23 protein-coding genes and 1 pseudogene are annotated in these 26,271 nt (G+C 67.7%); 10 read left to right on the forward strand and 14 right to left on the reverse strand.

Annotated elements, in window-relative coordinates; genetic code table 11:
* The first annotated feature begins 433 nt into the window (after window positions 1-433).
* From ABD156_RS16775 to ABD156_RS16800, 6 genes are all read left to right on the forward strand, one after another.
* Window positions 434-874, forward strand: a complete 441-nt coding sequence (locus tag ABD156_RS16775; RefSeq protein ID WP_344273544.1) for a hypothetical protein — start codon at window positions 434-436, stop codon at window positions 872-874.
* A gap of 838 nt (window positions 875-1,712) precedes the next feature.
* A complete protein-coding gene (locus ABD156_RS16780; protein WP_344273547.1) occupies window positions 1,713-2,681 on the forward strand; it encodes a ParB/RepB/Spo0J family partition protein in 969 nt (322 codons plus the stop codon).
* Window positions 2,682-3,000: 319 nt separating this feature from the next.
* Window positions 3,001-3,405: an enediyne antibiotic chromoprotein gene (locus tag ABD156_RS16785; protein WP_344273550.1), complete on the forward strand. Its 405-nt coding sequence runs from the start codon at window positions 3,001-3,003 to the stop codon at window positions 3,403-3,405.
* A gap of 538 nt (window positions 3,406-3,943) precedes the next feature.
* Entirely contained in the window at window positions 3,944-5,104 is a 1,161-nt protein-coding gene (locus ABD156_RS16790; protein ID WP_344273553.1) for a hypothetical protein, read from the forward strand.
* A complete protein-coding gene (locus tag ABD156_RS16795; RefSeq protein ID WP_344273556.1) occupies window positions 5,101-5,496 on the forward strand; it encodes a hypothetical protein in 396 nt (131 codons plus the stop codon). Before ABD156_RS16790 ends, ABD156_RS16795 begins: the two co-directional genes overlap by 4 nt.
* Window positions 5,497-5,530: 34 nt before the next feature.
* A complete protein-coding gene (locus ABD156_RS16800; RefSeq protein ID WP_344273559.1) occupies window positions 5,531-5,809 on the forward strand; it encodes a hypothetical protein in 279 nt (92 codons plus the stop codon).
* A gap of 143 nt (window positions 5,810-5,952) precedes the next feature.
* Here the strand turns inward: ABD156_RS16800 and ABD156_RS16805 are convergent, their stop codons facing one another.
* The gene (locus ABD156_RS16805; protein WP_344273563.1) at window positions 5,953-6,162 is read right to left on the reverse strand and encodes a hypothetical protein; all 210 of its coding nucleotides are present in this window, start codon (window positions 6,160-6,162) and stop codon (window positions 5,953-5,955) included.
* 96 nt (window positions 6,163-6,258) lie between these two features.
* Between ABD156_RS16805 and ABD156_RS16810 the strand changes: the two genes are divergently transcribed.
* Window positions 6,259-7,422, forward strand: a complete 1,164-nt coding sequence (locus ABD156_RS16810; RefSeq protein ID WP_344273565.1) for a low temperature requirement protein A — start codon at window positions 6,259-6,261, stop codon at window positions 7,420-7,422.
* Between the two features lie 14 nt (window positions 7,423-7,436).
* On the opposite strand, the gene ABD156_RS16815 is transcribed toward ABD156_RS16810, so the two are convergent.
* The 6 genes and pseudogenes from ABD156_RS16815 to ABD156_RS16840 form a co-directional block, all read right to left on the reverse strand.
* On the reverse strand, window positions 7,437-8,045 hold the full coding sequence (locus ABD156_RS16815; RefSeq protein WP_344274483.1) for a zinc-binding dehydrogenase: 609 nt from the start codon (window positions 8,043-8,045) through the stop codon (window positions 7,437-7,439).
* Between the two features lie 47 nt (window positions 8,046-8,092).
* Window positions 8,093-8,788, reverse strand: a pseudogene (locus tag ABD156_RS16820) (alcohol dehydrogenase catalytic domain-containing protein); the annotation flags it as partial.
* Window positions 8,789-8,952: 164 nt separating this feature from the next.
* Window positions 8,953-10,047 carry a zinc-binding dehydrogenase gene (locus tag ABD156_RS16825; protein WP_344273567.1) on the reverse strand — a complete coding sequence of 365 codons (1,095 nt, stop codon included), beginning with the start codon at window positions 10,045-10,047 and terminating at the stop codon, window positions 8,953-8,955.
* The gene (locus ABD156_RS16830; RefSeq protein WP_344273569.1) at window positions 10,040-11,602 is read right to left on the reverse strand and encodes a class I adenylate-forming enzyme family protein; all 1,563 of its coding nucleotides are present in this window, start codon (window positions 11,600-11,602) and stop codon (window positions 10,040-10,042) included. Before ABD156_RS16830 ends, ABD156_RS16825 begins: the two co-directional genes overlap by 8 nt.
* 29 nt (window positions 11,603-11,631) lie before the next feature.
* The gene (locus tag ABD156_RS16835; RefSeq protein WP_344273572.1) at window positions 11,632-12,798 is read right to left on the reverse strand and encodes a CaiB/BaiF CoA transferase family protein; all 1,167 of its coding nucleotides are present in this window, start codon (window positions 12,796-12,798) and stop codon (window positions 11,632-11,634) included.
* The gene (locus ABD156_RS16840) at window positions 12,795-14,246 is read right to left on the reverse strand and encodes an aldehyde dehydrogenase family protein (protein WP_344273575.1); all 1,452 of its coding nucleotides are present in this window, start codon (window positions 14,244-14,246) and stop codon (window positions 12,795-12,797) included. The genes ABD156_RS16835 and ABD156_RS16840 overlap by 4 nt, the downstream gene beginning before the upstream one ends.
* A 79-nt stretch (window positions 14,247-14,325) precedes the next feature.
* On the opposite strand from ABD156_RS16840, the gene ABD156_RS16845 reads away from it, so the two are divergent.
* The gene (locus ABD156_RS16845; RefSeq protein WP_344273578.1) at window positions 14,326-14,919 is read left to right on the forward strand and encodes a TetR/AcrR family transcriptional regulator; all 594 of its coding nucleotides are present in this window, start codon (window positions 14,326-14,328) and stop codon (window positions 14,917-14,919) included.
* A gap of 6 nt (window positions 14,920-14,925) precedes the next feature.
* Here the strand turns inward: ABD156_RS16845 and ABD156_RS16850 are convergent, their stop codons facing one another.
* The 7 genes from ABD156_RS16850 to ABD156_RS16880 all read right to left on the reverse strand — a co-directional run bounded on the left by ABD156_RS16850 (window position 14,926) and on the right by ABD156_RS16880 (window position 23,701).
* Window positions 14,926-15,876: an alpha/beta hydrolase gene (locus ABD156_RS16850; RefSeq protein WP_344273581.1), complete on the reverse strand. Its 951-nt coding sequence runs from the start codon at window positions 15,874-15,876 to the stop codon at window positions 14,926-14,928.
* Between the two features lie 129 nt (window positions 15,877-16,005).
* Window positions 16,006-16,737: an SDR family NAD(P)-dependent oxidoreductase gene (locus ABD156_RS16855; RefSeq protein ID WP_344273584.1), complete on the reverse strand. Its 732-nt coding sequence runs from the start codon at window positions 16,735-16,737 to the stop codon at window positions 16,006-16,008.
* Window positions 16,738-16,744: 7 nt separating this feature from the next.
* Window positions 16,745-18,130, reverse strand: a complete 1,386-nt coding sequence (locus ABD156_RS16860) for an MmgE/PrpD family protein (protein ID WP_344273586.1) — start codon at window positions 18,128-18,130, stop codon at window positions 16,745-16,747.
* On the reverse strand, window positions 18,127-19,887 hold the full coding sequence (locus ABD156_RS16865) for a mycofactocin-coupled SDR family oxidoreductase (protein WP_344273589.1): 1,761 nt from the start codon (window positions 19,885-19,887) through the stop codon (window positions 18,127-18,129). Before ABD156_RS16865 ends, ABD156_RS16860 begins: the two co-directional genes overlap by 4 nt.
* Before the next feature lie 55 nt (window positions 19,888-19,942).
* On the reverse strand, window positions 19,943-20,617 hold the full coding sequence (locus ABD156_RS16870; RefSeq protein ID WP_344273592.1) for a nitroreductase: 675 nt from the start codon (window positions 20,615-20,617) through the stop codon (window positions 19,943-19,945).
* A 208-nt stretch (window positions 20,618-20,825) separates the two neighbouring features.
* Window positions 20,826-22,220 carry an MmgE/PrpD family protein gene (locus tag ABD156_RS16875; protein WP_344273596.1) on the reverse strand — a complete coding sequence of 465 codons (1,395 nt, stop codon included), beginning with the start codon at window positions 22,218-22,220 and terminating at the stop codon, window positions 20,826-20,828.
* A gap of 17 nt (window positions 22,221-22,237) precedes the next feature.
* Window positions 22,238-23,701 carry an aldehyde dehydrogenase gene (locus tag ABD156_RS16880; RefSeq protein ID WP_344273599.1) on the reverse strand — a complete coding sequence of 488 codons (1,464 nt, stop codon included), beginning with the start codon at window positions 23,699-23,701 and terminating at the stop codon, window positions 22,238-22,240.
* Window positions 23,702-23,859: 158 nt separating this feature from the next.
* Here ABD156_RS16880 and ABD156_RS16885 point away from each other — a divergent pair, with 158 nt between their 5' ends.
* Window positions 23,860-25,029, forward strand: coding sequence for a CaiB/BaiF CoA transferase family protein (locus tag ABD156_RS16885; protein WP_344273602.1), 1,170 nt, complete (start codon window positions 23,860-23,862; stop codon window positions 25,027-25,029).
* A gap of 20 nt (window positions 25,030-25,049) precedes the next feature.
* Window positions 25,050-25,943 (forward strand): HpcH/HpaI aldolase/citrate lyase family protein, encoded by an 894-nt coding sequence (locus ABD156_RS16890; protein ID WP_344273605.1) that lies wholly within the window; start codon window positions 25,050-25,052, stop codon window positions 25,941-25,943.
* The last annotated feature ends 328 nt before the right edge of the window (window positions 25,944-26,271 follow it).

Consider the following 26,271-nt stretch of genomic DNA (forward strand, 5'->3'; position numbering starts at 1 on the left):
AGTCGCCGAAGCGGAACGCGAAAGGTGCGTCTGGTAGAAGGGGTAGGCAGCGCCGTCGCCGAAGCGGCGTTCGACGTGAGCGAGGGCGGTGCGCCCGAGTCGTTATCAGAAGTGGTCGCACTGACGTTTGGTGCTGTGTTCGCCGTTGCGGTAGCGCAGGAGCGGCCCCGGGATATATGAATCCTCGGTCGACGGGGTGGTCGAGCAGTAGCCGCATCAGCGTATCTATGTCCCGCTTGGCGAGGCGCTCTCGAGGATGCAGAGGAGTCGCGTCCGCGCATGGATCCATGCGTTCGACCTTTCCTCGGCTTCGTTCGTAGGATGTTGATTGGTAAGGTGCAATTGCTGATTCGTTTTTCGGCAGTTCGCCGTCTTCGCAAGGATTCAGCCTGACAGCAGGCCGTCCGGCTGGCGGGCGTTCCGAGGCAGCCGCATGAGCAATCTGTTCGAGGGCAAAGACGGCATGTACCGGATGCTGGTCAACGATGAGAATCAGCACATCCTGCGGCGGTATTTCGTCGACGCCCCAAGGGGTGGACGGTGGTGCGCGGGCCGTCGCCGCGCCAGGGCGCGTCGAATGCGCGGAGAACAACCGGACCGGTTTGTGGGCGGCTTTACCGGTCGCGCGGGTGGGCGTTCGGTGGCCGTCCTGTCAGCTGTTCAAGTAGGCCACCACGGCGGAAACTCTGCGATCGCTGTCTCCGGCGGCCTGCAGGCGGAGTTTTCCGAAGATGCTGTTGGCGTGCTTGTCGGTCGTTTTCTCGGTGATGAACAGAAGGGCGGCGATGGCGCTATGGGATGGACGCTCGACTTCCAGTGCCAGAACCTCCAGTTCGCGGGGTGGACCGTCGAGAGTGCGCCCCGCGAGCCGTGAGAGTGCATCTCGGCGACAGTCTCGGGGTCCACGGCGCCGCCGCCCGCAGCGACCCGGTGCACGGCGTCGATGAACTGGCTGATGTCGGAACTCGCTTTTTGGCAGATAGCCGACCGCGCCCCGGCCGGTTCGACAACAACTCTCGGGCACGCAACGACTCGGCGTACCGGGCAGGGTGAGCGTCGGCAGCGCGGGCTGCACGCGCCGGGCGGCGATCGCTGCGTGCGGCCCGTCCTCCGCCATAGTGGGCGGCACCCGAACGTCCACCGAGGAGACCGATCCGTGTCCTCTCGAGTTCAGATCCGTTGCCGATCGTGACGATGCACGCATGCGCTTCGAACAGACGGATCAAGCCCGTCCCGCGGCAGCGTCAGAGCTTCGCCGCGCGCGACTCGCGGCACTGCCTTCATAGTGGTCGGACTGGGTGGCGTGATCAGCTTACCGCATGCGACTCCGGGTGCTGCGCGGTCCAGAACGCTGATCGCTCTTCACTGTCGCTGCTGGTCGAGGTCTTTCGCGTTGGCAAAACAGCTGAATTCGTACCGGATCGGCAGTTTTGACACTGCGATTCCGGCCTGCTTGACCGATTGGCTCAAGAGGATCACCATGTCGAATATGGAGTTCTGCGGTAAAAACTGCTCGGAACGTCCCGTTAGGCCGTTCGGACGTGTGAGGTGTGTTCATGCATAGGAACTGAGAAATCGGGATGATTCGACGGTTCGGATCGCGTGTTGTGTGTATCGTGCTGGTGTTGGTGCACGGGGGGATTGTGGTCGAGTCTTCGAGGGACTTTCAGGGAACTTTTCTAATTGGCGAAGAACGTAGAACGGCGCTTCCCATGGCGGAAGAAGTTCGCCGCGGGAAGTCGGTTCGAGTTCCGATTAAAGAACTGCTGGCCGCTGACTCGCCGAGGATAAAGGGCGAGAACGACGAGCATGTCAGAACGCTCGCTGAGTCGGGGGTGGAGTTGCCGCCGATTATCGTGCAGCGGGGCACGATGAGAGTGATCGACGGAATGCACCGGCTGCGGGCTCAGGCGTTGCGCGGTGCCGGGTATATTGAAGTTGTTTTTTTCGATGGCGACGATACTGCGGCTTATGTTCTCGGCGTGCGCGAGAACATAAGTCATGGCTTGCCTCTTTCGCTCGCCGACCGGATGGCGGCGGCGACCCGCATCATCGCCTTTTACCCGAGCTGGTCGGATCGGCTTATCGCCGCCGCTGCTGGACTGTCGCCGCACACTGTCGGCGGGCTCCGGCAGCGTGCAACCGGGCGCGACGCCCAGTTGCGCAACAGGGTTGGCCGTGACGGTCGCGTGCGGCCGATCAACAGTGCGGGCGGCAGAGAGCTGGCCGCTCGCCTGATCGCCGAGAACCCGGACGCTTCGCTGCGTGACATTGCTCGCACCGCGGGTCTCTCCCCGGGAACGGTCCGCGACGTTCTGGCTAGGATTCGCCGCGACGAGGATCCGGTGCCGCAACGGTTGCGTCGTGCTGCCGACCAGTCCGGCCACGGTCGCCGGCGCGGTGACGACGACGGGCCGGCCGGCCGGATCTTCGCCCAAGAGCGGGCACTGGTCCTTCGCAGCCTGCGCGGGGATCCGTCCCTGCGGTTGAACGGGGTGGGCCGGATGCTGTTGCGCCTGCTGGACGTCAATGCCGTCACTGAGCAGGAGTGGGAGCGGATCATCGCCAACGTGCCCGACCACTGCAAGGAAACGGTGCTGGAGTTGGCCCGGGGCTGTGCGGAGATGTGGCAGAAGTTCGCGGAACGGCTGGCTGCCGAGAGGGCGGACGGGACAGCCTGACGGCCGGTGAGTTCGCTGCCAAGCGGGCGTACCTGCCCGCTCCGTCGTTCGGGCCGGTCCGTTCGGCCAGGGGCGGTCACTGCTGCTAGTACCTCAATTCGATGCTATTGCTAGCAACTCAATTATTCCGAATTATCGGGATTTGCTGCGTCATGAATCAGGGGGGGATTTCCTTCGGGTGGACGGGATTTGAGTCAGCGGCTAGTCTGGTGGCGGCCGTTCTGGTCATATAAAAATGCGTAATAATTGTCTTTTCAGTCAGATATGAAACGGGGCAAAAATGAATTTGACTGGCCGTCGAACCGCTCTCGGGGCTTCGATGTTCGTTTTCTCGATTGGGCTGGCCGGGCTCGGGCAGTCCGTCGCCGCGGCTGAACCGCTGGCCGGTCCGCCGGCTGTAACGGCGACACCGTCCACTGGTCTCAACAGCGGTGACACTGTCTCGTATACGGCGTCCGGGTTCACCGGCAACGAGAAGGTGCGAGTCGGCGAGTGCGCGCAGATCGGCAGTGACGTCGTGTGCGTGCAGGCTACCTCTCAGCGCGCGACTACTGACGCGAACGGCGGTCTGTCCGGCAACCTGGTCGTGACGAAGACCTTCGAAGGGGTGAAGATCGACGGCAGTCCGTACGGCTCGGTGGACTGTTCCGTCTCAGTGTGCGGAGTCGGTGTCACCAACGATTCGTTGAGCGAGCACGCGGTTGCGACGATCTCGTTCAACTGACCCAGGAATCCTGCTTGACCGCGTTGCCCCGGCCCGTCGGCCGGGGCAACGCCGTTTCTCTCGTTGGGCAGGCGGTGACCGGCCGCGGCCGCCGCGAGGGCGAGCATCGAGCACTGACACCGGCGGCGTGGCGGGTATTGGTCATCTCGTTCTCCAGTCGTTCGGGCTGTTCTGGGGTGCTCGCATGGGCCGCGGTGTGTGTTGCCGGACCCGATACGCGCAGATCCGTTCTGGGCCGTTCGCCGTCACGGGCGGGGTCGGGACGGTCCTGGAAGCGCTGATCGAACCGTTGAACCGCGCACGGAGGAACGCGACGTGGCAGCAGAGGAGCTGGCGAGAACTCCAGCCGGTTCGGCGTCAAGGAGAGCGGACGTTGAGGCGCTGGTCGACTCGCTGGCGGATGCCGGTCGGCAGGTGATCAGTGCGAGCCCGGCCCGGCTGCAAGAGCTGTACGAGCAGATCGGCCTGGAACTGGTCTATAACGCAAAAGAGCGGATGGTCGCTGTGACCATCCGCCCACCCCGTAGGGTTAATGCGTGTGTCCGAGTGCGCCGTGCGCGACGAGTGGGTCGTCTTGATTCAGGAGCTCCGGGACGACTACGCGAATGAGGGGCTCGGTGGGATTCACTGTCGATACATTCCAGCTCGGCGTGTATGCGGGGATCGTCAAGAACCATCAGCAGGATGCGACGGCCGCCGAGGGATTCGCGGACAAAACCTGCGGATCGGCGAGCACCCGGGCCTGATCGCTGGGCTGCTCGGCAGTCACGAGCAGGCCAAAACGGAGATCCTCACCGCGTTGCGGAATCTGGAGAAGGTGTGCGAAGCAAGCGGGGCCGAACTGGATCGCGCTTGGCAGATGTACGACCGCACCGACCACGGTTCGGCCGGTCGGCTGGACCAGACCTATCCCGATCCCGGCGGTCCGCCGCCGATGCCGTCGCTGCCCGGGCTTCCCGCCGGCCAGGGGCCGGAGGCCGTCCAGCAGACCGCGTTTCCGGCCACCCGGCTCGCGGAGCCCAAGGCCGACGGGTTCACCAACCCCGTCCAGATCCTCAACGATCTGGGCAATCTCATCAGCCCGGGGTACTGGATCCAGAAGGCTCTTGAAGGCACGATCGGGGTCAACCCGGTTCAAGAGTTCTCCAACTGGGTGGCCGGCGACTGGGAGCAATTCGCCAAAGCGTCGGACGCGTTGAACTCGTTGTCGTTCTTCTGCTCCGACCTGGGACAGGACCTCAAAGCGAATATCGACGCACTGCTGACGTCCTGGACCGGCCACGCGGCCAACGAAGCATTCCATTACTTCACCGGGCTCGGCGACGTGGTCAACGGATACAGCGGAGGGCTGGCAGCTCTGCGAGACAAGTACCGCGAGGCAGCGCAAGGAGTTTGGGAGTTCTCGGAGTCGGTCAATGACCTGATTCAAAGCATCTTCGACAACGCCTTCTGGGCTGCCATCGAGGTCGCCGCCGGGGCTGTGCTGTCCGAGACTGTGGTCGGCGCGGCGGCGTTTTGGGCGTTGGCGGCTCTGGAGTGCAAGAGCATCGTCGACGCCTGGGAACAGATAAGCAACCTCCTGATGAATATTGAGAACACCGTTCGAATCACCCACAGCGGCATCCTCGATGTCGTTGGCTCCAGCGGAGCACTTCAGGCACACCCATTGCCCGCCGGCTACGATCACCCCGGCGCGTGAAGATGACCGAAGACCGCCCGCGGTTTTCCGCCGACCCGGTCCAGGACCGTGCACGGCATGCGTTGCTGGTCAAATTGGCCGCGAACACCCGAAACCCGGTGATGGCGGAACTTGCTCGAGAACTGCTGGCCGGGAATGTGACTCCGAGACGGGTCGTCGAGTCTCAGCTCTACGCCGGGGCTCTGGAGAAACCGGTCGACGACTTCGCCGCCTGGTACAGCGGCTTGTCGAAGTCTGAGAAGGACGCTGAGGCAGCCAAAGGCGAGAACGCACTCCGCGATCTGGCAGACGAGCAAGTGGACGAATCACGGAAGCCTCGAACTTCGCGCCGTCAGTTCGAAGACGACGAGTACATCGAAGACTTTTCCGAACGGGACTGGCTTGATGAGTAACAGCCGTCGAACTTCGGGCGAGGAGCCAGGTCCGGTGTATTGGCAGAGCGCGATCCTCCGGCAAGCGTGTTTCAGCGCCCTCCTGATCAGCCTGGTCTTGGCGGCACTAGCTGTGCTGGGTCTGTTTGTGCGACCGCATTGGCTGTGGGCAGTGCCGATCGGCTGCGCGGTACTGAGCCTGCTTCTTGCCCTACGGCTCAGGCTCGCGACGACCCGCGGCACGGTCGCGGTCCTGAGCACGGCGGTGCTCGTCCTTGTCGTCGCAGCCGGATGTCTCGCAGGGCTCGCCGCGCATCTCACCCAGCGATCCTGAGCAGGCGTCCCGATGGCTCGGGTGCGGTCTCCGACGGGCTGACGCCGAAGCGGGAGCGACAGTGCCCGGGTTGTTGGAAGCCCCACGCCGCGGTCACATCGGTCGCCAAACCCCGGCAGTTGAGCCGATCATGCCGGACCCGGTCATGGCGCGCTCCCGGTTGGCCGCCGGATCAGATTCGATGAGGTAGCCGAGGTCGCGGACGCCCCGACGCCGCCACGCTGGTTCGGCATCAGGGCGTACTGGCGCGGCACCACCGCCATCAGCCGAGTGGTGACCAGCAATTCGAGTTCGCGCCGCGGGGTCTCCGCGCGGTGCAGTTCGGGGAAGCCGAAGTCCTTGGCGGCCAGCACCCACTGGCCCGACTAGCTCGCGAGGCGCGGGCTGCCGCCCACCCGCAACACGCTTGAGGACTGCGTACACCGCTAGGGTGCAGGAAGATCCATGCCATGACGCCCGACTCCCGATTCCGGCTCGTTCCGATGCGACCGCGCGACCCGAACGAAGCCGGGCGTGCCGCGTCCACCTTGGAGTTGTTCTTCGACCTCGTCTTCGTGGTCGCCGTGAGCATCGCCGCCGCGCAGTTGCACCATGCGCTCGGCGAGGGGCACGTGCTCGACGGGATCGGCAACTACTGTGTCGTGTTCTTCGGGATCTGGTGGGCCTGGATGAACTTCACCTGGTTCGCCACCTCGTTCGACACCGACGACTGGCTGTACCGGGTCTTCACGATCGTGCAGATGGGCGGCGTGCTCGTCCTCGCTTCCGGCATCGGTCCGGCGTTCGAGCACGGCGACTATTCGGTGCTGATCCTCGCCTACGTCGTGATGCGCTTCGCGCTCGTGGCCCAGTGGCTGCGCGCGTCGCGATCAGGCGGGCCCGCGCGCCGGGCGACGCTCATCTACGCGGCGGGCATCACCCTGGTCCAGCTGCTGTGGCTGGCTTCGCTGCTGCTTCCGGCCGGGATGTTCACGGTCGCGCTGATCGTGCTCGTCGTCGCGGAAATCGCCGTGCCGATCGTCGCCGAGCGCACCGGGTCCACGCCCTGGCACCCGCATCACATCACCGAACGGTACGGCTTGTTCACGCTCATCCTCCTCGGCGAGAGCCTGCTCGCCTCTGCCAACGCGATCATCGAAGCCCTTCGCGACACCGAATCGCCCGGAGAACTCATCGGCATCGCCGTGCTGACTCTCGTCGCGACGGCGGCGCTGTGGTGGATCTACTTCTGGCCGCCGCATCACCGCGCCATCAAGGGTTTCGCGAGTTCGCTGGCCTACGGGTACGGGCACTTCTTCATCTTCGCCGCCGCGGGAGCGTTTTCCGCCGGCATCGAGGTCGAGATCGACGTCCTCACCGGGCACAGTGCGCTGCATCAGCCTGGCGCGTCTTTCGCCTACACTGTTCCGCTCGCGGTCTTCGTGCTCGGCATCTGGGCTCTCGCGATCCGGCCGCACGCCGACCGGGTCGTCAACGCCGTCCTGCCGTTGGCCGGGCTGCTGGTCCTGGTGGACCCTTTCATTCCGGTCCCGTTCGCGCTCACGGCCGCGATCCTCGCCGGAGCGGTCGTGGTCCTCGTCTGGCGGCGGCCGCTCGACGGCCAGGAGGTCTGACGGCGCGGCGGGGTTCAGTCAAAGACCACGACGCTGCGCGCGGTTTCGCCTATCCCGAGCTTCGCGTATCCGTCGTTGACCTGGTCCAGTGTGATGGTCTCCGAGACGAGGTCGTCCAGGTTCAGCCTGCCTTGCCGGTACAGCCGCGTGTAGAGCGGGATGTCGATCTCCGCCACGGTCGCGCCCATGAACACTCCGCTCAGCTTCTTGTTGCCGCGCAACAGGTCGTCGGCAGTGAGCGCGGCCCCGGTCCCCGGTTTCATCTTGCCGACGACGTAGGTCGAACCGCCGCGGCCGGTGATGTCGGTCGCCTGCCGAACGGTCTGCGGCAGCCCGACGACCTCGAAGGCGTAGTCGACACCGCCCTTGCCGACGATTTCCCGGACGCGGGCGGCGAGATCGGCCTCTTCGGCCGGATTGACGACCTCGGTGGCGCCGAATGTGCGGGCGTGTTCGAGCTGGCCGGCTGGAGGTCGATCGCGATCACGTGGCTCGCCCCGGAAATCGCGGCTCCCTGCACGACGTTGAGGCCGACCCCGCCGCAGCCGATCACGGCGACGGTGTTCCCGAACTTCACCTGGGCGGCGTTCTTGACGGCCCCGATGCCGGTGATGACTCCGCAGCCGAGCAGCGCGGCCCGGTCGAAGGGGAGGGCCTTGTCGACCGGGACGAGATTGCGCTCGTGCACCAGGATCTTTTCCGCGAAGCCGCCGATGTCGCCGATCTGGGTGACGGTTTTGCCGTCCAGCGAATAACGCGGCCGCTCGTTCGGTCCGCGCCGGATCGCGCCGGGGTTGGCGCAGTTCGTCGGGACCCCGAGCACGCAGTCGGCGCAGGCGCCGCAGCTCGAGATCAGGTTGGCGACGACATGATCGCCCGCCTTCACTCCGGTGACGTCCGCGCCGGTCGATTCCACGACGCCGGCGACCTCGTGGCCGAGGACCAGCGGCAGCGGCCACTCGAAGTCCGTGTTCATCGTGTGGAGGTCGCTGTGGCACAGCCCGCTGGCCTTGACCCTGACCACGACCTCGCGCGGCATCGGCTCGTCGAGCTCGATCTCGCGGATCTCGAGGGGCTTGCCCACCTCGACCATGACGGCCGCTCTCATCGGATGTCTCCTGTCTCTTCGATCGGGTGTGCTCAGCGGGCGGGCCAGGGCAGGTCCGAGGGAATGCCGATGCTGTTGATCTCGACGAACTCGTCGAACCCTTCGAGACCCAGGTCGTAACCGAGCCCGCTGTCCTTCACCCAGCTGGGTGTCCAGCCGATGGTCTTCGGGGAATCGGATGTCGAAGGCTTCGGCGAGGGGGCCGTAGGCGCGGGCGGGGTCACCGGCGGCGTCGCTGTCTAGTCCGGAGTCGAACATGAGCAGGCCGAGGTCGTGCTCGATCAGGAACGTCGGGATCGGCACGGCGAGCGGGGCGCCGCCGGTGCCGAGCTGGAACAGGCCGCAGTCGGTGGCGATGGTGGGGGCGTCGAGCGCCCAGAGGTGTTTGACGGTGCCGGACACGGAGGTCTCCTTCGGGCGGTTCAGGCGAGGACGACGGCGCGGGCGCCTTGTTCCGCGGCGCAGTAGTCGACGGCTTTGGCGATGTCGGTGAAGGCGAAGGTCTCGGTGACCAGCTGGTCGAGGTGCAGGGCACCGCTGCGGTACAGCTCGACCAGGCGCGGGATGTCGCGTTTGACGTGCGCTGAGCCGTACAGGCAGCCCTTCACCGTCTTGCCCGCCATGACGACGTTGCCGAAGACCTCGTCGATGCCGACGCCTGGTCCGGCGCCGACGAGAACCGTCGTGCCGCCGCGGCGTGCCATGGCGATCGCCTGCTGCACGGTTTCGTGTCGTCCGGCCACCTCGATCACGACGTCCGCGCCGCGACGTCCGGTGAGGGCTTGCACCTGCTTGACGACGTCGGGGCCCGCAGTCAGGGTGTGGGTGGCGCCGAGTTCGGAGGCCAGCGCCAGGCGGTCCGCGTGCACGTCGATCGCGATGATGGTGGTGGCTCCGGCGATTCGGGCGCCTTGCACGGCGTTGAGGCCGACACCGCCACAGCCGACGACGGCGACAGTGTCGCCCACACGTACTTCGCCAGTGTGGACGGCGGCGCCGAATCCGGTGAGGACACCGCAGCCGAGCAGGGCGGCGGAGGCGATCGGGATGTCGTCGGGGATCTTGATCGCGGCTCCGGCGGGCACGACGGTCCGTTGCGAGAAGCTGCCCAACCCGCAGAACTGGCGGACGGGGGCGCCGTTCAGGCTCATCCGGGTGCTTCCGTCGACCATGGTGTGCGCGCCGAGCATGGTCCGGGGACGGCCGCACAGGTGCTGTTCGGCCCGCTGGCAATAGAAACAGCTGCCGCAGCTGGCCAGCCAGGACAGCACTACGTGGTCACCGGCTTTCAGGTCCTCGACGCCGGCACCGACCTCGACGACCACGCCCGCCCCTTCGTGGCCGAGGACCAGCGGTACCGGCGCGGGGAGCTTTCCGGTGAAGACGCCCACGTCGGATTGGCACACGCCGGTGGCGCGTACTTCGACGACGACCTCTCCGGGGCCTGGATCGGCCAGCGTGATTTCGGTGATCCGGAGGGCGGAGCCCGCCTTCTCGAGCAGCGCGGCTTCAGTCATTTCGCTTGCCTCCATAAGTTGTGCGGAGAACGCTCTTGAGGACCTTCCCGCTGGCGTTGCGCGGCAGGTCGTCCACGAAGTGGAAGTGTTTGGGGACCTTGTATTTGGCCAGTCGTTCCGCCAGCCACCGGCGCACGTGCTCGGCGTCGACCGGGCGGCCTTCGGCGGGCACGATGATCGCGGCCCCGGTCTCGACGTACCGGGGGTCGGGGACGCCGATCACCGCGGCGTCGGCGACATCGCGGTGTCCGGTCAGGACCATCTCGACTTCGGCCGGATACACGTTTTCGCCGCCGCTGCGGTACATGTCCTTGGCCCGTCCGGCGATCGTCAGGAAGCCGTCTTCGTCGATGCTGCCCAGATCGCCGGTGTGACACCACCCGTCGACGAAGGTCGCTTCGGTGGCATCCGGAAGATTCCAGTACCCGATGCTCACCCCGCCGCTGCGGACGCAGATCTCGCCGACTTCTCCGCTGCCGGTGGGTGTTCCGTCCGGCCTGATCACCTTCACCTCGGTCATGGCCTGCGGGCGGCCGATTCTGCTTTCGCGGCCGCGCGCCACCGCGAATTCCAGGCTGGTGCTCACGGCGCCGCCTTCGGTGAGGCTGTAGGACTGCACCAGTTCGACGCCGGGGAGCCGACGTTCCATTTCGTCGTAGATCCACGGCATGACGACGTCGCCGCCGGTGACGATCCGGCGGAGGGCGGCGGGGACGAGAGTTTCGATCGCGTCCATGTGCAGCAGGTCGGCGAGCATGAAGGGGTAGAGGAGCATGGACGTGGTGCCGTTGTGCCGGGCGACTTCAAGGAACCGTTCGCAGGTGAAGTTGCCGGAAGGGAAGGTGACCGCCGTGCCGTGTGCGAGCAGCGCGGGCAGCAGCAGCACTTCGAAGCCGCCTGCGTGGAAGAGCGGCCCGCTGGTCTGGGCGACGGTGCGCTCGTCGATGCGCCACCGTTGCGCCTGGACGGAGCCGATCCACAACGCGTTGCCGTGGGAGAACAGCACACCCTTCGGCCGCCCTGTCGTACCAGACGAGTACATCAGCGAGACGGGGTCGTCGGCGTTCAGTTCGGGGAAACCGGAGGCGTCGGACTCCTCGGCGGCGAACACCGGCAGGGGAGTGGCCCAGTCCGGGCCAGGGCCGGTCGAGGGGCGTGAAACATAAGTGGAGACCACGATGCCGTCGCGGATGTTCTCGATCACCGGTGCGAACTCGGCGTCGAACAGCAGCAGGCTCGCGCTCGAATCGCTCAAGGCGAACTCGAGTTCCGGGCCGGTCAGCCGCCAGTTGAGGCGAACGGCGATGCCGCCCACCCGGCCGATCGCGAGGTACAGCGCGATGTAGTCGGCACAGTTGCGCAGCAGGAGCGCGACCCGGTCGCCTTTCCGCACGCCCGCTCGTTGCAAGGCACGGGCATAGCGCAGTTCCCTCGCCCGCAGTTCCGTCCAGGACACCGCGGGTTCGCCGCCCAGGACGACGGCCGGGCGGCCGGGGTCGATCGGCGGCAGTTGGCCCGCGATCGAATCGGTGACGTAGTTGAGGCTCATCCCCATCGATGACTCCCGTGTCTCGCGTCGGACGGCTAAACGATCGCTCCGGATGCCCGCAAAGCGGTCACCTCTTCCGCGGTGAGGCCCCAGTCGAGCAATGCGGTGCCGGTGTCGGCCCCCGCAGGAACCGCCGGGCCTTGGACGACGCCCGGGGTTCGGCTGAACCGCGGCGAAGGGGCGGGCTGCAGCACGCCGTCGACCGGAACGAAGCTCTTCCTGGCTGCCGCGTGTTCGTGACGCAGCGCCTCGTCCAGGTCGAGGACCGGTGTCGTGCACGCTTCCCGCCCTTCGAACCGGGATTCCCACTCGGTTCGCGAACGAGTGCGGAAGACCGCGGCGATCGTCGCGTGCAGCGACGGCCACTCGGCGCGGTTCCATTGGCGCGCGGCGAGTTCCGGTGCCAGTTCGAGGACAGCGAGCAGCTCCGCGAAGAACTTGGCCTCGATCGCGGCGACAGCCATCCAGCCGCGGTCGGCGGTCTCGTAGACGGTGTAGAACGGCGCCCCGCCGTCGAGAGTGTTGCTGCCTCGCTCGGGCGCGAGCATCCCGGCTTGGTGCTGGCCGTAGAAGACGCCGCCGAGCAGGGCGATTCCGTCGAGCATCGACGCGTCGACGACCTGGCCGGGTCCGCCGTCGCGGGCTTCCCACAGGGCGGCCACCAGGCCCATGGCGAGCATCAGCCCGCCGCCGGCGTAGTCGCCGAGCAGGTTGAGCGGGATCGCCGGCGGTCCGCCCGCTGGTCCCATCGTCGCGAGCAGGCCGGACGTCGCGAGGTAGTTGAGGTCGTGTCCGGCGGTCTGGCTCAGGGGACCCTCCTGGCCCCAGCCCGTGGCCCGCCCGTAGACCAGGCTGGGGTTGCGTGCGAAGCAGTCCTGCGGGCCCACGCCAAGCCGCTCGGCGACTCCCGGGCGGTTGCCCTCGATGAGGACGTCAGCCTGTTCTGCCAGCCGCAGCACCACATCGACGCCTTCGGGGTGCTTCAGGTCGACCGCGATCGAGCGCCGTCCCCGGTCGTTGACGAAAGCCGGTTGCCGCCCGTTGGCGGCGCCGAGATCGGTGCGCATCGTGCCCACGGCAGCTGGCCGGTCCACCCGCAGCACTTCGGCGCCGAGATCGCTGAGCAGCATTCCGCACCACGGCCCCGGCCCGATCCCGGCGAGTTCGATGACTTTCAGCCCCGTCAGCGGTCCCGCCGTCATGCGGCACCGACGAGGATCTGCTTGAGCTCGGTGAAACCGAGGATTCCTTCGGGCCCGGACTCGCGACCCCAGCCCGACGCGCCGACCCCGCCGAACGGAGCGCTCATCGCCGGACCGAAGGAATTGACCGCCACCGCCCCGGCGCGAATCCGGCCCGCGATTTCGATCCCTGCCTCGACATCAGCGGTGTACACCGCACCCGACAGCCCGAAATCGGTGGCGTTGGCCAGCCGGACGGCGTCGTCGAGGTCGCGGTACACCTGCACCGCGGTCACCGGCCCGAACACCTCGCGCCGCACCAGTTCGGCGTTCTCGGCGACGTCGGTGAAGATCGTGGGCTGGTGGAACCACCCGGTCTCCAGCCCGGCGGGCCGTCCGCCGCCGGTGACGAGCCGGGCGCCGTCCTGCCTCGCCCGGGCGACGAAACCTTCGGTGCGGCGCAGAGCCGCCTCGTTGACCAGCGGGCCGATGTGCGTCGCCCGATCGAGCGGATCACCGATGACGAGGCGTTCCCAGGCGGACTTCAGCCGCTCGACGACCTCGTCGTGCCGACGTTCGGAGACCAGGATCCGGGACAGCAACGCGCACACCTGGCCCGCCCCGTTGGTAGCGCCGGGCACGAGCGCCCGCAGCACCTTGTCCAGCGGCGCGTCGTCCAGGATCACCGCCGGCGACTTCCCGCCCAGTTCCAGTTGAGTGCGCGCGTACCGGCCGTGCGTGACCGCGAGGACGTCCTGCGCCGCCGTGTGCCCGCCGGTCAGCGAAACCAGATCCACCCGGGGGTCCCGGGTCAGTGCCTGCCCGACGGTGACCGGTCCCGACACGAAGTTCACCACTCCGGCGGGAAAACCGGCCTGCTGGGCGCATTCCGCCACTAACGCCATCGTCAACAGGGATTCCGGTGCTGCCTTGACGATCACGGGGCACCCGGCGAGCAACGCTGGAACGACCTTGGACGCCACCGTCACCACCGGACCGTTGTAGGGCAGCATTGCCGCCACGACGCCGGCTGGCTCCCGCCGCAGGAGGACATCGCCGAGTTCCGAGGACCGGCGTCGTTCCCGCAGCATCTCCTCGGCGCCGTCGAGCGCGGATCGCCACGAGGCGAGAGTCCCGAACCGGTGCAGCGCCTTGCCGTGCCGCACCGGCATTCCCGCCTCGACGGCCCAGGCCACGTCCAGATCCGCCGCACGCCGGTCGACGTTGTCCAGCCAGCGGGCGCACGTCGCGACCCGGTCGGCCAGGGGAGTGGCGGCCCACGCTCCACGGGCGGAGAAGGCGGCATCGACCGCCGCGGTCGCGTCGTCTTCGGAAGCCTGCCGTGCCATGCCGACCGGACTCGCGTCCGACGGAGACACGATGGTGTGCCCGTCTCCGGTCGCCGGCCGCCATTCGCCACCGACGAAGACGTCGTCGGTGTGCGGTACCCGTACGCCTGCCGCTTCCACGATTCTCCTGACCGCTAGATTCCCTATGAATGAATAGATAATATATTGTGCGTTCAGATCGGGCAAGCGAGGAGGCCGGGTGAAGGACGCGAGCGGCACCGAGGCCCGCGCGACGCGCAAACGCGCCGAGCGGGTCCGGCTCATCGAGCACACCGCCGCCCGGCTTTTCGCCGAGCGCGGCTACGAGGCGACGAATTTCGAGGACATCGGCGCGGCCTTGGATCTGCGCGGCCCCAGCCTCTACCACTACTTCTCGTCGAAGGAAGAGCTGTTCCTCCGGTGCATGGAGCACGCGGCCGCGGAGGTGTTCCCCCGGCTCGTGGCGATCGCGGAGTCGGAACATCCGCCACGGGAAAGGCTGAGGCTGATGTTCCGGGAGGAAGCCGTGCTCGCTCTTCGCGAGTACCCGGAGTTCATTCCGCTCTTCCTCAAGGTGCGGGTCCCGGTCGCGGCGCTGGAGTCCCGTCGCGACGAACTCCGGCGCGAGCAGACCATGATCTTCCGGGCAGTGGCGGACGAGCTGGCCGAGGACCTGCACCTGACCTTGAATCTGGCGCTGGGCGGACTGGCGCTCATCGGCGAATGGTTCGACCCGGAATACCGGCTCGGCGTGGACGAGTTCGCCGAGTCGGTGTCCCGCACTCTCGTCGGGCTGTTCGGGGGCGGTGAGTGAGCCGCGTCAGGCAGCCTGCCCCAAGTGCTTGCGGTAGAACGGAATCAGCGCGTCGAGCGCGATCTTGACCGGCTCGGGCTGGTCGTAAAGGTCGTAGTGCGAGTAGCCCTCGGCCACGACGAGCTGGCGGTCCCGCGATGCCGCGATCCGGCCGTACAGCTCCGTCCCGTCGCGGTAGGAACCGAACGCACCCGGCTGGTCTCCGACGACGATCAGCGCCGGCTGCGTCAGCATCGTCTCGGCGCGAAGGAACGCGTCCCAGTTCAGTGCCTGGTTCAGCGAGCCGAAGTTCATCCGGGCGACGCCGTTGGGCTTCCCGCCCCGCCCGGTCTTGTAGTAGTCCGTGGCTTCGACGACGTCCCGGTCCGTAGCGCCTGCTTCGCGGGCCGCTTCAGGGGAGGCCGGCAGCAGTTCATTGACCTGGACGTCGCCGCCGCGGGCCTCCTTGGTGCGCTGTTCGCCGACCTGTTCGAGCAGCTTGACCGGGTCGAACTCGCTGAAGCCCTCCTGCATGAGACGGCCGTAGTTCACCGGCACGACCGCGCCGAGCGCCTTGATCCGGCGTTCGAGCATCGTCGCGTTCGTGGCATACCCGCCACCGCCGCAGATGCCGAGGACGCCGATCCGGTCCGCGTCGACGTAGTCGAGCGTCACGAGGTGGTCGACCACGTGGGAGAAGTCGGCCACGCGCTGGGTCGGGTCCTCGGTCCAGCGCGGCTCGCCGCCGCTGTCGCCCTGGAAGCTCGCGTCGAAGGCGATGACGACGAAGCCTTCCTGCGCCAGCGCCGGGCCGTAGACATTCCCGGCGGTCTGTTCCTTGCAACTGCCGATCGGATGGGCGCTGAGCACGGCAGGGTAGGTCTTGTTCTCGTCGAAGCCCGGCGGCAGCAGCAGGTTCGCCGCGATGTCCCAGTACGGGGCTTTGACGATGACTTGGCGGGTCTCGATCTCGCTCATGAGCCTCTTCTCCTCGGCAGTGGCTTCCGTGAGTTCGAGCCTGCCCGGATTCGCCTCGTCGAGACAGACGCTCCTGTTCGGGGGTACTGGCGACCCCTGGCTGAGAGCGCCTCAGCCAGGGGTCGGGAGCTACAGGATCAGATCGCCGCCGTTGATGTCCACCGTGGCTCCGGTGATGTAGTCGGACTTCGGGGAAAGCAGGAACAGCACCAGTTCGGCGATGTCGGAGGTCGTGCCGATGCGCCGCAGCGGAGTGGCCGCACGGGCTGCTTCCCGTTTCCGCTCGTCGACGGAACCGCTCAGCATCGGGGTTTCCACCAGCCCGGGCGCGATCGCGTTGACGTGCACGTTGTCCGGTGCCGCTTCGAGCGCGACTTGGCGGGTGAGGCCGAGCAACGCGGCTTTGGACGCGGAATAGTGCGCGCCGGCGAAGTTGGCGAGGGTCCGCCCGGCTCGCGAGGAGAGGTTGACGATCTTGCCGGATCGCCGCGCCTTCATTCCGGGCAGTGCCTCGCGCATCCAGTGTAACGCGCCGTTGACGTTCACCCCCATCAGCCGTGCCCAGTCGTCGTCGGAGATGGTCTCGACCGGCCGGGTGACGCTGACCAATCCCGCGCCGTTGACGAGAAAATCGATCTGCCCGGCGTCCGCGAGGACGGAGGCGGCTGCGGCGCGCACGGCGCGGGGGTCGGAGACGTCGCACGGGACCGGGACGATCCCCGGCGCGGATTCCGAAGCCGGTTCGAGGTCGACCGCGAACACGGATGCTCCCGCCTGGGCGAGCCGGGACGAGATTTCCGCGCCCATGCCCCGTCCCGCTCCGGTGATCACGGCGACTTTGCCCGCGAATTCTTCTGTCATGAGTCCGTCAGTCTTCCGGTGTCAGGGGCAGCAGCAAGGCCGCCATCACGTCGTCGACCTTTTCCAGCGCCAGAACGTCCTGGAGCATCCGGTCAGCCGTCGAATCCTCGAGCGGCAGCACCGAGAACGGCAGGCACATCCGGAACTTGTCGATGAAGTCCTGTTCGCTGAAGGGGTTCTTCGGATGCCCCTTCACATAGACGTGTTCGGTGGCGATCACCCGGCCGTCGCGCAGGGTCGTGGTCAGCCGGGTGCCCCAGTCGGAAACGGACGGATCCTCGACGGCGGAGATCCGGGTCATCAGCTCGCGCACCTCCGGACGCCGCCGCGCTTCGTCCGAATAGGACTGCACGAACACCCGTCGGTCGAAGGCGGCAGTGGCCACGGCGTAGGGAAGGCTGAACTGGCATTCCGGGACGGTTTGCGGATCCCACTTCTTTTCGGTCGGCTCGCACACTGCCCGCCATCCCGAGGTCGAGACTGCGATGTGGACGTTCGCGATGTCGGCGGCGGCGAACTCGTGCGCGCGCATCTGCTCGATGATGCCGTCGATCGAAGAGTGCGAGAAATAGCAGGCGCTGTAACCCTTGCTAGTGATCTGGGTTGCCGTCCAGTCCTTTCCGAGGCCGCGGGCGATCGCGTCCGGATCGGTTTCCCAGCGTGCGGTGCGCAGAAAACCGTTGGGTCCGGTCAGCACTTCCTGCCGGGGCCCGGTGATGCCGCGGCGAGCGAGCAGGCACGCGGTGATCGCGGATTGGCACACCAGCCCGTGGTGCACACGCACCATCAGCGTCGCCGGTGCGTAGATGCCCATAGTGTGCGGCTGAGTCATCGTGCGGGCGATGCCCTGGGCATTCTCCAGCTCCTCCTGGGAGAATCCGAGCAGACTGCCGACCGCGGCGACAGCTCCGAAGATGTAGTGCCCGCCGCAGTCGTTGTCTTTCACCGCTTTGCTGATCACCCGGTACGCCGATCCGATGCGGATCAACGTTTCCTGGCCGATCACCAGTGCGGTCAAGAACTCCGCGCCCGTGACGGCCGACCGCAGCCCCGTGGCGGCGAGCAGGCTCGCGACGATGTACTCGCTGACGTGCCCGGCTTCCTCGTGCAGATCGCCGCAGTCCATCGCCCTCGGCATCGGGCCGATGGCCAGCGCGGCTTCGGCGGCGGGCACGCGTCCGCCGTAGAACGGCAGGGGCGTTTCCGGTTTGCCGCCCTTGTCCCGCACCAGGTCCGCGATGGCCGGGATGCCGTCCATTCCGGACCCGCCGATCAGGACCGCCATGCAGTCGAGCAGGGTGTGTTTCGCGTGCCGGACGACGTCTTCGGGAAGGTGGGCGCAGGTCGTCCGCGCTGCGAACCGGCACAGCGCGCGCATGGGGTCCTCGGTCATTTCAGCGTCTGCCCCGCGTCGATCTTCAGTTCGAGCCCGGTCACGTAACGCGCTTCGTCGGAAGCGAGGAACGCCACCGCGTTGGCGACGTCCTCAGGTTCGACCCATGGCACGTCCATCACCGGGATGGTCGCGAACCGGTCCTTGACCCGGTCGGCGGTGCGTTCCGCTTCCGGGAGGTCCGGTGCGAACAGCGCGTACGTTTCGTCGTTGTGGATCAGTTTCGTGTTGACCGATGTCGGCGCCACGCAGTTGACCCGGATCCCGAACGGGGCCAGCTCCAGCGCTTGCGTCTTCATCAGGCCGACCACGCCGTGTTTGGCCGCGACGTACGGCGAAAGGTTCTGCATTCCCTTGATCGCCATGGTCGAGCTGGTGAAGATCATCGACCCTCCCGAGCCCTGGTTCTTGAGGATCGGGATCGCCGCTTTCGCGGTGTGCCACACGCCTTTGAGGACCACGTCCTGAGTGGTCTGCCATTCGAGGTCGGAGATCTCTTCGCTCAGCCCGTACGACCAGATCCCGGCGTTCGCGACCACCACGTCGAGGCGTCCGAGCTGTCGCACCCCGTCGTCGAGCGCGGCCTTCAGCGCGGCGTAGTCGCGCACGTCGACCTGCGCGGTGACCACCGAACGTCCCAGACTTTTCACCCCGCGCGCGGTTTCTTCGAGGTCTGCGGGCGTCGCTGGCGGCGCCACGTTGGTCTCCACCGGTGCGGCGATGTCGACGGCGATGATGTCCGCGCCGTCCCGCGCCAACCGCAGCGCTTCGGCGCGGCCTTGCCCGCGCGCCGCTCCGGTGACGAACGCGACCTTGCCTGCGAGTTTTCCTGGCATGCGCTCAGCTCCGTTCTCGACTCCGTTGTCCGGCCCCGAGATTCGTCCGGTTCGGCCGACGCGGGAAGGGTGTTTCTCGGCTGTCGAGAAACAGCCGGTGCGATGAGTCTCAGCCGGGTTCGACGGCACGCCGGATCTGCCGGAGGAGCAGAGCGATCCGCGGGTCGGGCGAGTGGAGCCGGTACGCGCGGGAGATGCCGCGGGCAGTGGTGTGCAGCGCGGGCAGCAGTTCGGCGGCCGCGTCGGCGGCGAACGGGACGGTGACGGACAGGGCGGCGAGCGCGGTGCGGTCGTCGGCGAGGATCGGGCGGCGATGCCGGTCGAATCAAGGGAGATCCAGCGGCGCGCGACGACGTGCCCGACCCGGCGGGCCTCGTGCACGATCCGGGCCACCTCGGCGCGGTCGAGGATGCTGTGCGCGGTGAAGCGGACGATCTTGGCGGAGGAGAGGATCTCGTCACGCACGCTCGGCGGGGCGAACGCGACGAGCACGATGCCGGGCGACGAGGACAGCGCGGGCAGCCGGACGCCGGGCTGGGTGACATTGGTGGCACCGGCCTGGCGTGCGGACAGGGTGTCGACGTTGAGCACGTCGTTGTGGTCCAGGACCGAAAGCAGCGTCGGCGCCTGGACGACGGCGCGCAGATCCTCCAGGTAGGGGAGAGCGCTCTCGCGCAGGGTCGGCAGCCCGGCCGACCGGGCCGCGATCTCCCACAGCCGCACTCCGATCCGGATCCGGCGGTCGGCGTCGCGGTCGAGGATTCCCAGCCGGGTCAGGTCCGCCACGATGCGGTGCGCGGAAGGCACCGGAATCCCGGTGCACCGGGCGATCTCGGACGCGGTGCGCGCGCTGCCCGTGTCTTTCACCGCCTCGAGCACGCGCACGACCCGCTCGATCATCGACTCGCCGCGCGGAGACATCCGCCCCGCCTCTTGCTGCTTCTGGGGGCATTTTCCTGAAGTACGACGGCCGGCGTCATTCGTCGGCCCAGGTCACCACTTCCTCCAGCGGCGCGCGAGCGGTGCGGTAGCTGTTCGTCGGATGGTCCTCGTGGGGATAGCCGAACGAGATGCCGAGCAGGATCTTCCGGTCGTCCGGGATGTCGAAGTGCTGCCGGATCAGCGTGGCGTGCCCGGCGAGGGCGGCCTGCGGGATCGCGCCCAGCCCGAGGCTTTGCGCCGCCAGCAGGAAGGTTCCGACGTACAGCCCGCTGTCGACGGCGCCGTAGAGGTCGTGCACGGCGTCGGTGGTGACGATGGCGACGTGCGGGGCGCCGAAGAAGCGGAAGTTCTCGAACGCTTGCCGGGCGGATGCTTCCCGGTCGCCGCGTTCGATGCCGACGGCTTCGTACAGTTGCCAGCCGCTGGCGCGGCGCCGGTCGCGGTACACGCCGCGGTATTCGGCGGGCGGGGCGAAGTCGAACTCGGCCGGGTTCTCCCGCGCCCACTCGGTCATCGCTTTCCGGAACCGTTCGGTCGCCGCACCGCTGGTGACGATCACCTGCCAGGGCTGGGTGTTGCACCACGACGCCGTCCGCTGCGCGAGCGACAGCAGCCGCTCGACGACCGGCCGGGGCACCTGCCGGTCCTGGTAGGCGCGACAGCTCCACCTTGTGACCAGCAGATTCTCGAGTGCCTCGTCAGGGGTCATGCGCACAGTCTAGCAATAATATAAAAAATATTTCTAGACCGGCGCAGGATGCGATGCGGTGCCGGGCTCGATCGGAGAGTGCGAGTTTCCGGGCGATCGAACGGTTCGCGTCGCCCGGCAGACCGGCGGCAAGGCAGTCATCGAGTCCTGTGGCAGGCAAGCGAAAAGCGGCGGCGGAGGCCGAGACCCGCCGCCGCTTTTCGCCGATTCAGGCCCGCAGCAGCTTGGCGAACTCGGCGGCCGGCTGGTCGAGGTCGCCGCCCTTGATCGCGTGCAGCAGTGCGGCCCGCTGGTCCTCGCTCAGCGCCGAGGACAGCACGTCGTGGAACTTCGCGTCCAGATCCGCCTGCGACATCGGGTTTTCCGCCGTCCCGGCGGGGTTGTCCACGAACACGTGCTCGCCCGTGCCGTCCTGATAGGTCACCGTCAGGTCCGCGACCCAGCGCCCGGGGTACTGCTCGTCCAGGTCCGGCCGCACCTCGATTTTCACCTTCCGGGCCAGCGAGGCGACGTCGCTGTCTTCGCCGAGGTCCAGTTTCCCGGCCAGGTACGCCTGATGCGTCGAGAACCCGTTGCCGCGCCCCAGCGCCGACAGCGCGAACTGGAACGGCAGGCTGTACTGGAGGTGTTCGATGATCTTCGGCGCGTACGCGTTGCGGTTCTGGTTGCCGATCACCACGTCCCCGCCGGTCTGGATGCCCAGCAGCACCGACTCGATCCGGTCCGCGTCTCCGGTCAGCTGCCGCGCGCCGTCGATGTAGGCGTGGTTGATCCCGCAACAGCAGTAGCGCTTGAGCCAGACGCGGGAGATCTCGAAGGTCTCGCCGAGCCCGAAGTCGGCCGCGTGCTCGTCGCCGACCTCCACTGCGGCGAAGGTGCGGAAGAAGCCCTTCGAACCGGTCAGGAAGGTGGTCGGGCCGGTGATCCCGGCCCCGGCGAGTTCGGCCGCGCGGATGCCGCCGCGGGTCCCGATGCCCGAGTGCACGCGTTTGATCGAACCGCCGCCGGAGGTGTACTCGGTGGTGCCGGAGGCGTGGCTGAGCGCGATCGAGAGCGCGTGCCCGGTGGTCTCCAGGTCGAATCCGCGCAGTTTGGCCACCACCGCGGCGGCGCCGAAGGTCGACAGCAGACCGTGCGGATGGAACCCGCGCACGAGGAGATCGGGGTTCGCCAGCTTGCCGATCCGGGTGTAGACCTCGTATCCCGCGACGATGGCGGTGAGCACGTCGCGCAGGTCGGAGCCGAGTTCTTCGCCGACGGCCAGCGCCGCGGAGATCACGCAGCTGCCCGGATGCGCGGAACTGGACCGGTGCGCGTCGTCGTACTCGAAGCCGTGGCCGAAGGTGGCGTTGAGGAAGGCCGCGTCGGCCGCGCTCATCGCGTCGCCGCTCGCGACGACGTGCGCGTTTCCGGGGACGTGTGCCGCCCTGGTCGCTTCGAGCACGGCTTGGCTCCACGGCAGCGCCGCGCTGCCCACCTGGAGGGCGAGCTGGTCCTGCAGCAGCCGACGGGTCCCGGCGACGGCTTCGGCCGGGATCGCGTCGAAGGTCAGGTCGGTGACGAGCCGCGCCGCGGCTTCTTCGACGGGAGAGAAGGTACCCACAGTGGTTGCCTTTCCGATCAGGAGAGGGGGAGGCCGTAGGACTTGAGCTCGACGTAGGCGCCGAAGCCCTCGGGGCCCGCTTCGCGGCCGATGCCGCTGTTCTTGAATCCGCCGATCGGCGCGGTGAAGCCGACCGGGTTGCCGTTGACCTCGACGGTGCCGGTGCGGATCCGCCGGGCGACCGCCAGCGCGTGCTCCGGGTCGGCGGAGAACACCGAACCGTTGAGGCCGTAGTCCGAGTTGTTGGCGATGGCGACCGCCTCGTCCTCGGTGTCGAAGGCGTGCACGGTCAGGACCGGGCCGAAGATCTCCTCCTGGGCGATCTTCGCGCCCGGATCGACGTCGGCGAACACGGCGGGGGAGACGTACCAGCCGCGCTCCAGCCCGTCCGGCCGTCCGCCGCCGATCAGCAGCGACGCGCCGGACGCCTTGCCGTCGGCGAGATAGCCCTCGACCCGGGTGCGCTGCGCCGCGCTGGCGAGCGGGCCGATCTCGGTCGCCGGGTCGAACGGATCGCCGACCGGCATCGACCCGATCAGGTCCACCAGCCGGTCGTGGAGTTCGTCGCGGCGCGAGCGGGAGACCACGATGCGGGTCTTGTTGCTGCACACCTGGCCGGTGTTGCGCAGCGACACGGCGCGGACGGCGGCGATCGCGGCGTCCAGGTCGGCGTCGTCGAGCAGCACCGCCGCGGACTTGCCGCCCAGTTCGAGCGTGCAGCGGCGCAGGTCCTGGCCGCACAACGCGCCGATCCGCCGCCCGGCCGCGGTGGAACCGGTGAACGACACCTTGTCCACGCCGCGATGCCGGACGAGATATTCGCTGACTTCCCGCCCCGCCGGGACGATGTTGACCACCCCGTCGGGCAGCCCGATTTCTTCCAGCAGATGGCCGAGGAGGTACGCGTCGAGCGGGGTTTCCGGCGAGGGCTTGAGCACCATGGTGCAGCCGGCCAGCAGGGCGGGCGCGAGCTTGATCATGGTGATCAGCAACGGTGCGTTCCACGGCACGATCGCGGCGACCACCCCGACGGGCTCCCGGGTGACGAGTGCGTGCCCGGTCGCGGACCGGCGGGTGTCTTGCCACGGGTAGTCCGGCGCGAGATCGAGGAACGCGTCGAGCAGCAGTCGCGGGCCGATCGCCTGCATCTTCGTCGACAGCGTGATCGGGCAGCCCATCTCGGCGCTGACCAGCTGCGCGATGTCGGTCTCGTGCTCGGCCAGAGCGGCGCTGAGCTTGCGCAGCACGGCGATCCGCTCTTCGAGCGGGAGGCGGGGCCACGGGCCGTGGTCGAACGCGTGGCGCGCTGCGGCGACTGCCGCGTCCATGTCCGACTCGACGCCCTCGGCCACCCGGGCGAGGACTTCCTCTGTGGAAGGGGAAACCACGTCGAAACGCCGGCCGGACGCCGGGGCCGTCCACCGCCCGCCGAGGAAAAGCTTGTCGTAGTGGCCTTGCCACAGCTGGGGCTGTGCGGGCATCGGGGCACGCTCCTTGCTCGTCCGAGGGAGACCTGGGTCAGCATACAGAATATAAAATATCTAAACCAGGGTCAGCGGCGAACGGGGACGCCTTGACTCACGGCAGGCCAGATAATATAAAATATTATCGCAGTGCACCCTCAGCGAAGGCGGGCGACATGCAGCACAAGCCACTCGACGGCATCCGGATCCTGGAGATCGGGGGCTACATCTCGCTCCCGTTCGGGACCTCGATGCTGTGCGGCCTCGGCGCCGAGGTGGTGAAGGTGGAGAAGCCGGTCGTCGGCGAGGACTTCCGGCGCCGGATGAACAACGAAAGCCCGTACTTCCGCCAGTACAACGCCGGCAAGCGCAGCCTTTCGGTCGACCTCAAGACCGCCGAGGGGATCGACCTGATCAAGGCGCTGGTGCCGCGCTTCGACGTGGTGCTCGAGAATCTCCGCCCCGGCAAGCTCGCCGCCATGGGGCTCGGTCCCGACGAGTGCCGGGAACTGCGCCCGGACGTCGTCTACGGTTCGGTCACCGGGTTCGGCTCCACCGGGCCGCTGGCCGGCCGGCCCGCCTACGACACGATCGGGCACGCGTTCGGCGGGCTGTACTCGCTCTTCAGCGACGACGGGCGGCCGCAGCTCGCGGGCGGGCTGAGCGCGGACCTGGTCACCGGGCTGACGACGGCGGCGGGCGTTCTCGCCGCGCTGGTCGGCAAGCTGAAGACCGGGCAGCCGCAGCGGATGGAGACCTCGATCATGGAGGCGGTCAGCGTGCTCACCGCCGACGGCATCACGCAGGCCTTCGAACTCGGCCGCGATCCCAGTCGCACCAGCAGGCACCCGCAGGCGCAGAACTTCTGCGTGCCGACCTCCACGGGCGAGTACCTCGCGGTGCACCTGTCGTCGTCGCAGAAGTTCTGGCAGGCGCTGTGCCGCGCGCTGGAGCGCACCGATCTGCTCGAGGACCCGCGCTTCGCCGAGTACCGCCCGCGCGAGGCGAACTACTTCGAGCTGGTGCCGATCGTCGAGGCGGAGTTCGCGCGCAAACCCAAGGAATATTGGGAGCGCGTGCTCACCGAACACGACGTGCCGTTCGCGCCGGTGCTGTCCATGACCGGCTACCTCGACCATCCGCAGGTGCGGCACCTGGACATCGCCGACCATCAGCCGGACGGTCTCGCGCTGCTCCGTCCGCCGTGGACGTTCGACGGCGTGCGCCCGGACCGGTCTTCGGTCGCGGCGACGGTGGGCGCTGACTCTCGTGCGGTCGCGAGCGAGGTGCTGGCGGCCGAAGACGTCGAAAAGCTGTTCGCGACCGGCGTCCTGTACGAATCCTGAACGATTACTGGAGAACTTCGATGAAGCCGTACCGTTCCATGCTCTTCGTCCCCGGCCACAAGGCTTCCTGGGCGGACAAGGGTCTCGCGTCCGGTGCCGACGCGCTGATCCTCGACCTCGAAGACTCCGTCCCGGTCGCGGAAAAGGAGAGCGCGCGCCCGGTCGTCGCGGAGACGATCGACCGGCTGCACGCGCAGGGCGTGCGTCCCGACGTGTGGGTGCGGCCCAACGCGTCGGTCAGCGGCATCCAGGGCGCCGACCTCGAAGCGGTTATCCGGTCCGGGCTGGCCGGACTGTTCCTGCCGAAGGTGTTCGACGCCGAGGAATTGATCCGCATCGACGCGGTCGTGTCGCACATCGAGGCGCGCGAGGGACTTGAAGCGGGCAGCGTCGGGCTGATCGTGAGCTTCGAGACCGCGGTGTCGATGGCGCACTGCGAGGAGATCGCCGCCGCGACGACTCGGGTGTCCAGCCTGCTCGGCGCGACCGGCCCGAGCGCCGACGTCGGCCGCGAGCTGGGCTTCGAGTTCACCCCGGCCGGACTGGAGACGCTGTACCTGCGCAGCAGGCTCGTGCTCGCCGCCCGCGCGGCCGGACTGCACCACCCGGTGGCCGGGGTGTGGCAGGACATCCGCGATCTCGACGGGGCGCGCCAGTTCTGCGCGGACAACAAGCAGCTGGGCTACCGCGGGATGGTGTGCATCCACCCGTCGCACGTGGCGATCGCCAACGAGGTGTTCACGCCGACGCCGGAGGCGGTCGATCACTCCCGGCGGCTGATCGAGGCGTTCCGCGCGGCGGAGGCGGCGGGCAGCGCGGCGGTGGACTTCGAGGGCCAGCACGTCGACATCGCGCACGTGAAGACAGCGGAAGGGATCGTCGCGCAGGCGGACGCGATCGCGGCGAACGCTTGATCTGTTCCCGGCTGCTTCCGGGGCGGTCCGCCTCGGCCGGTTCGAGGATTGTCGCGCGGGCGGAGACTGGCGCGGTGAATGCCCGGAAAGCACCAATGCCAGGAGCTTAAGGCGGCGCTGCGGGTGCGTTCGAGCAGCGTCCGCCCAGGTCGATGGTGTCTCCTGGCCTGGGATGCGGGGTGTGCGGTCCGTGAGGGGAACCCTGAAGGAATCAGATTCCCTCAGGGTTCCCCTCACGGACCGCAAGACAGGGTCGGGCGGGGAGCAATCAGGCATTTCAGTGGCTGTGGCGTCTCTTGTGGACGGTCAGCGAGACTGAGACCACGCG

Origin of the sequence: Amycolatopsis albidoflavus (assembly GCF_039525725.1) — a bacterium.
GTDB classification, from domain to species: domain Bacteria; phylum Actinomycetota; class Actinomycetes; order Mycobacteriales; family Pseudonocardiaceae; genus Amycolatopsis; species Amycolatopsis albidoflava.

Coding starts and splice junctions, on each gene's coding strand:
- ABD156_RS16865 (WP_344273589.1), bottom strand. CDS start 19,887: ATGTCTCCGCGCGGCGAGTCGATGATCGAGCGGGTCGTGCGCGTGCTC.
- ABD156_RS16780 (WP_344273547.1), top strand. CDS start 1,713: ATGGCGGAAGAAGTTCGCCGCGGGAAGTCGGTTCGAGTTCCGATTAAA.
- ABD156_RS16785 (WP_344273550.1), top strand. CDS start 3,001: ATGTTCGTTTTCTCGATTGGGCTGGCCGGGCTCGGGCAGTCCGTCGCC.
- ABD156_RS16890 (WP_344273605.1), top strand. CDS start 25,050: ATGAAGCCGTACCGTTCCATGCTCTTCGTCCCCGGCCACAAGGCTTCC.
- ABD156_RS16880 (WP_344273599.1), bottom strand. CDS start 23,701: ATGCCCGCACAGCCCCAGCTGTGGCAAGGCCACTACGACAAGCTTTTC.
- ABD156_RS16775 (WP_344273544.1), top strand. CDS start 434: ATGAGCAATCTGTTCGAGGGCAAAGACGGCATGTACCGGATGCTGGTC.
- ABD156_RS16830 (WP_344273569.1), bottom strand. CDS start 11,602: ATGGGGATGAGCCTCAACTACGTCACCGATTCGATCGCGGGCCAACTG.
- ABD156_RS16825 (WP_344273567.1), bottom strand. CDS start 10,047: ATGACTGAAGCCGCGCTGCTCGAGAAGGCGGGCTCCGCCCTCCGGATC.
- ABD156_RS16810 (WP_344273565.1), top strand. CDS start 6,259: ATGACGCCCGACTCCCGATTCCGGCTCGTTCCGATGCGACCGCGCGAC.
- ABD156_RS16835 (WP_344273572.1), bottom strand. CDS start 12,798: ATGACGGCGGGACCGCTGACGGGGCTGAAAGTCATCGAACTCGCCGGG.
- ABD156_RS16860 (WP_344273586.1), bottom strand. CDS start 18,130: ATGACCGAGGACCCCATGCGCGCGCTGTGCCGGTTCGCAGCGCGGACG.
- ABD156_RS16870 (WP_344273592.1), bottom strand. CDS start 20,617: ATGACCCCTGACGAGGCACTCGAGAATCTGCTGGTCACAAGGTGGAGC.
- ABD156_RS16850 (WP_344273581.1), bottom strand. CDS start 15,876: ATGAGCGAGATCGAGACCCGCCAAGTCATCGTCAAAGCCCCGTACTGG.
- ABD156_RS16885 (WP_344273602.1), top strand. CDS start 23,860: ATGCAGCACAAGCCACTCGACGGCATCCGGATCCTGGAGATCGGGGGC.
- ABD156_RS16855 (WP_344273584.1), bottom strand. CDS start 16,737: ATGACAGAAGAATTCGCGGGCAAAGTCGCCGTGATCACCGGAGCGGGA.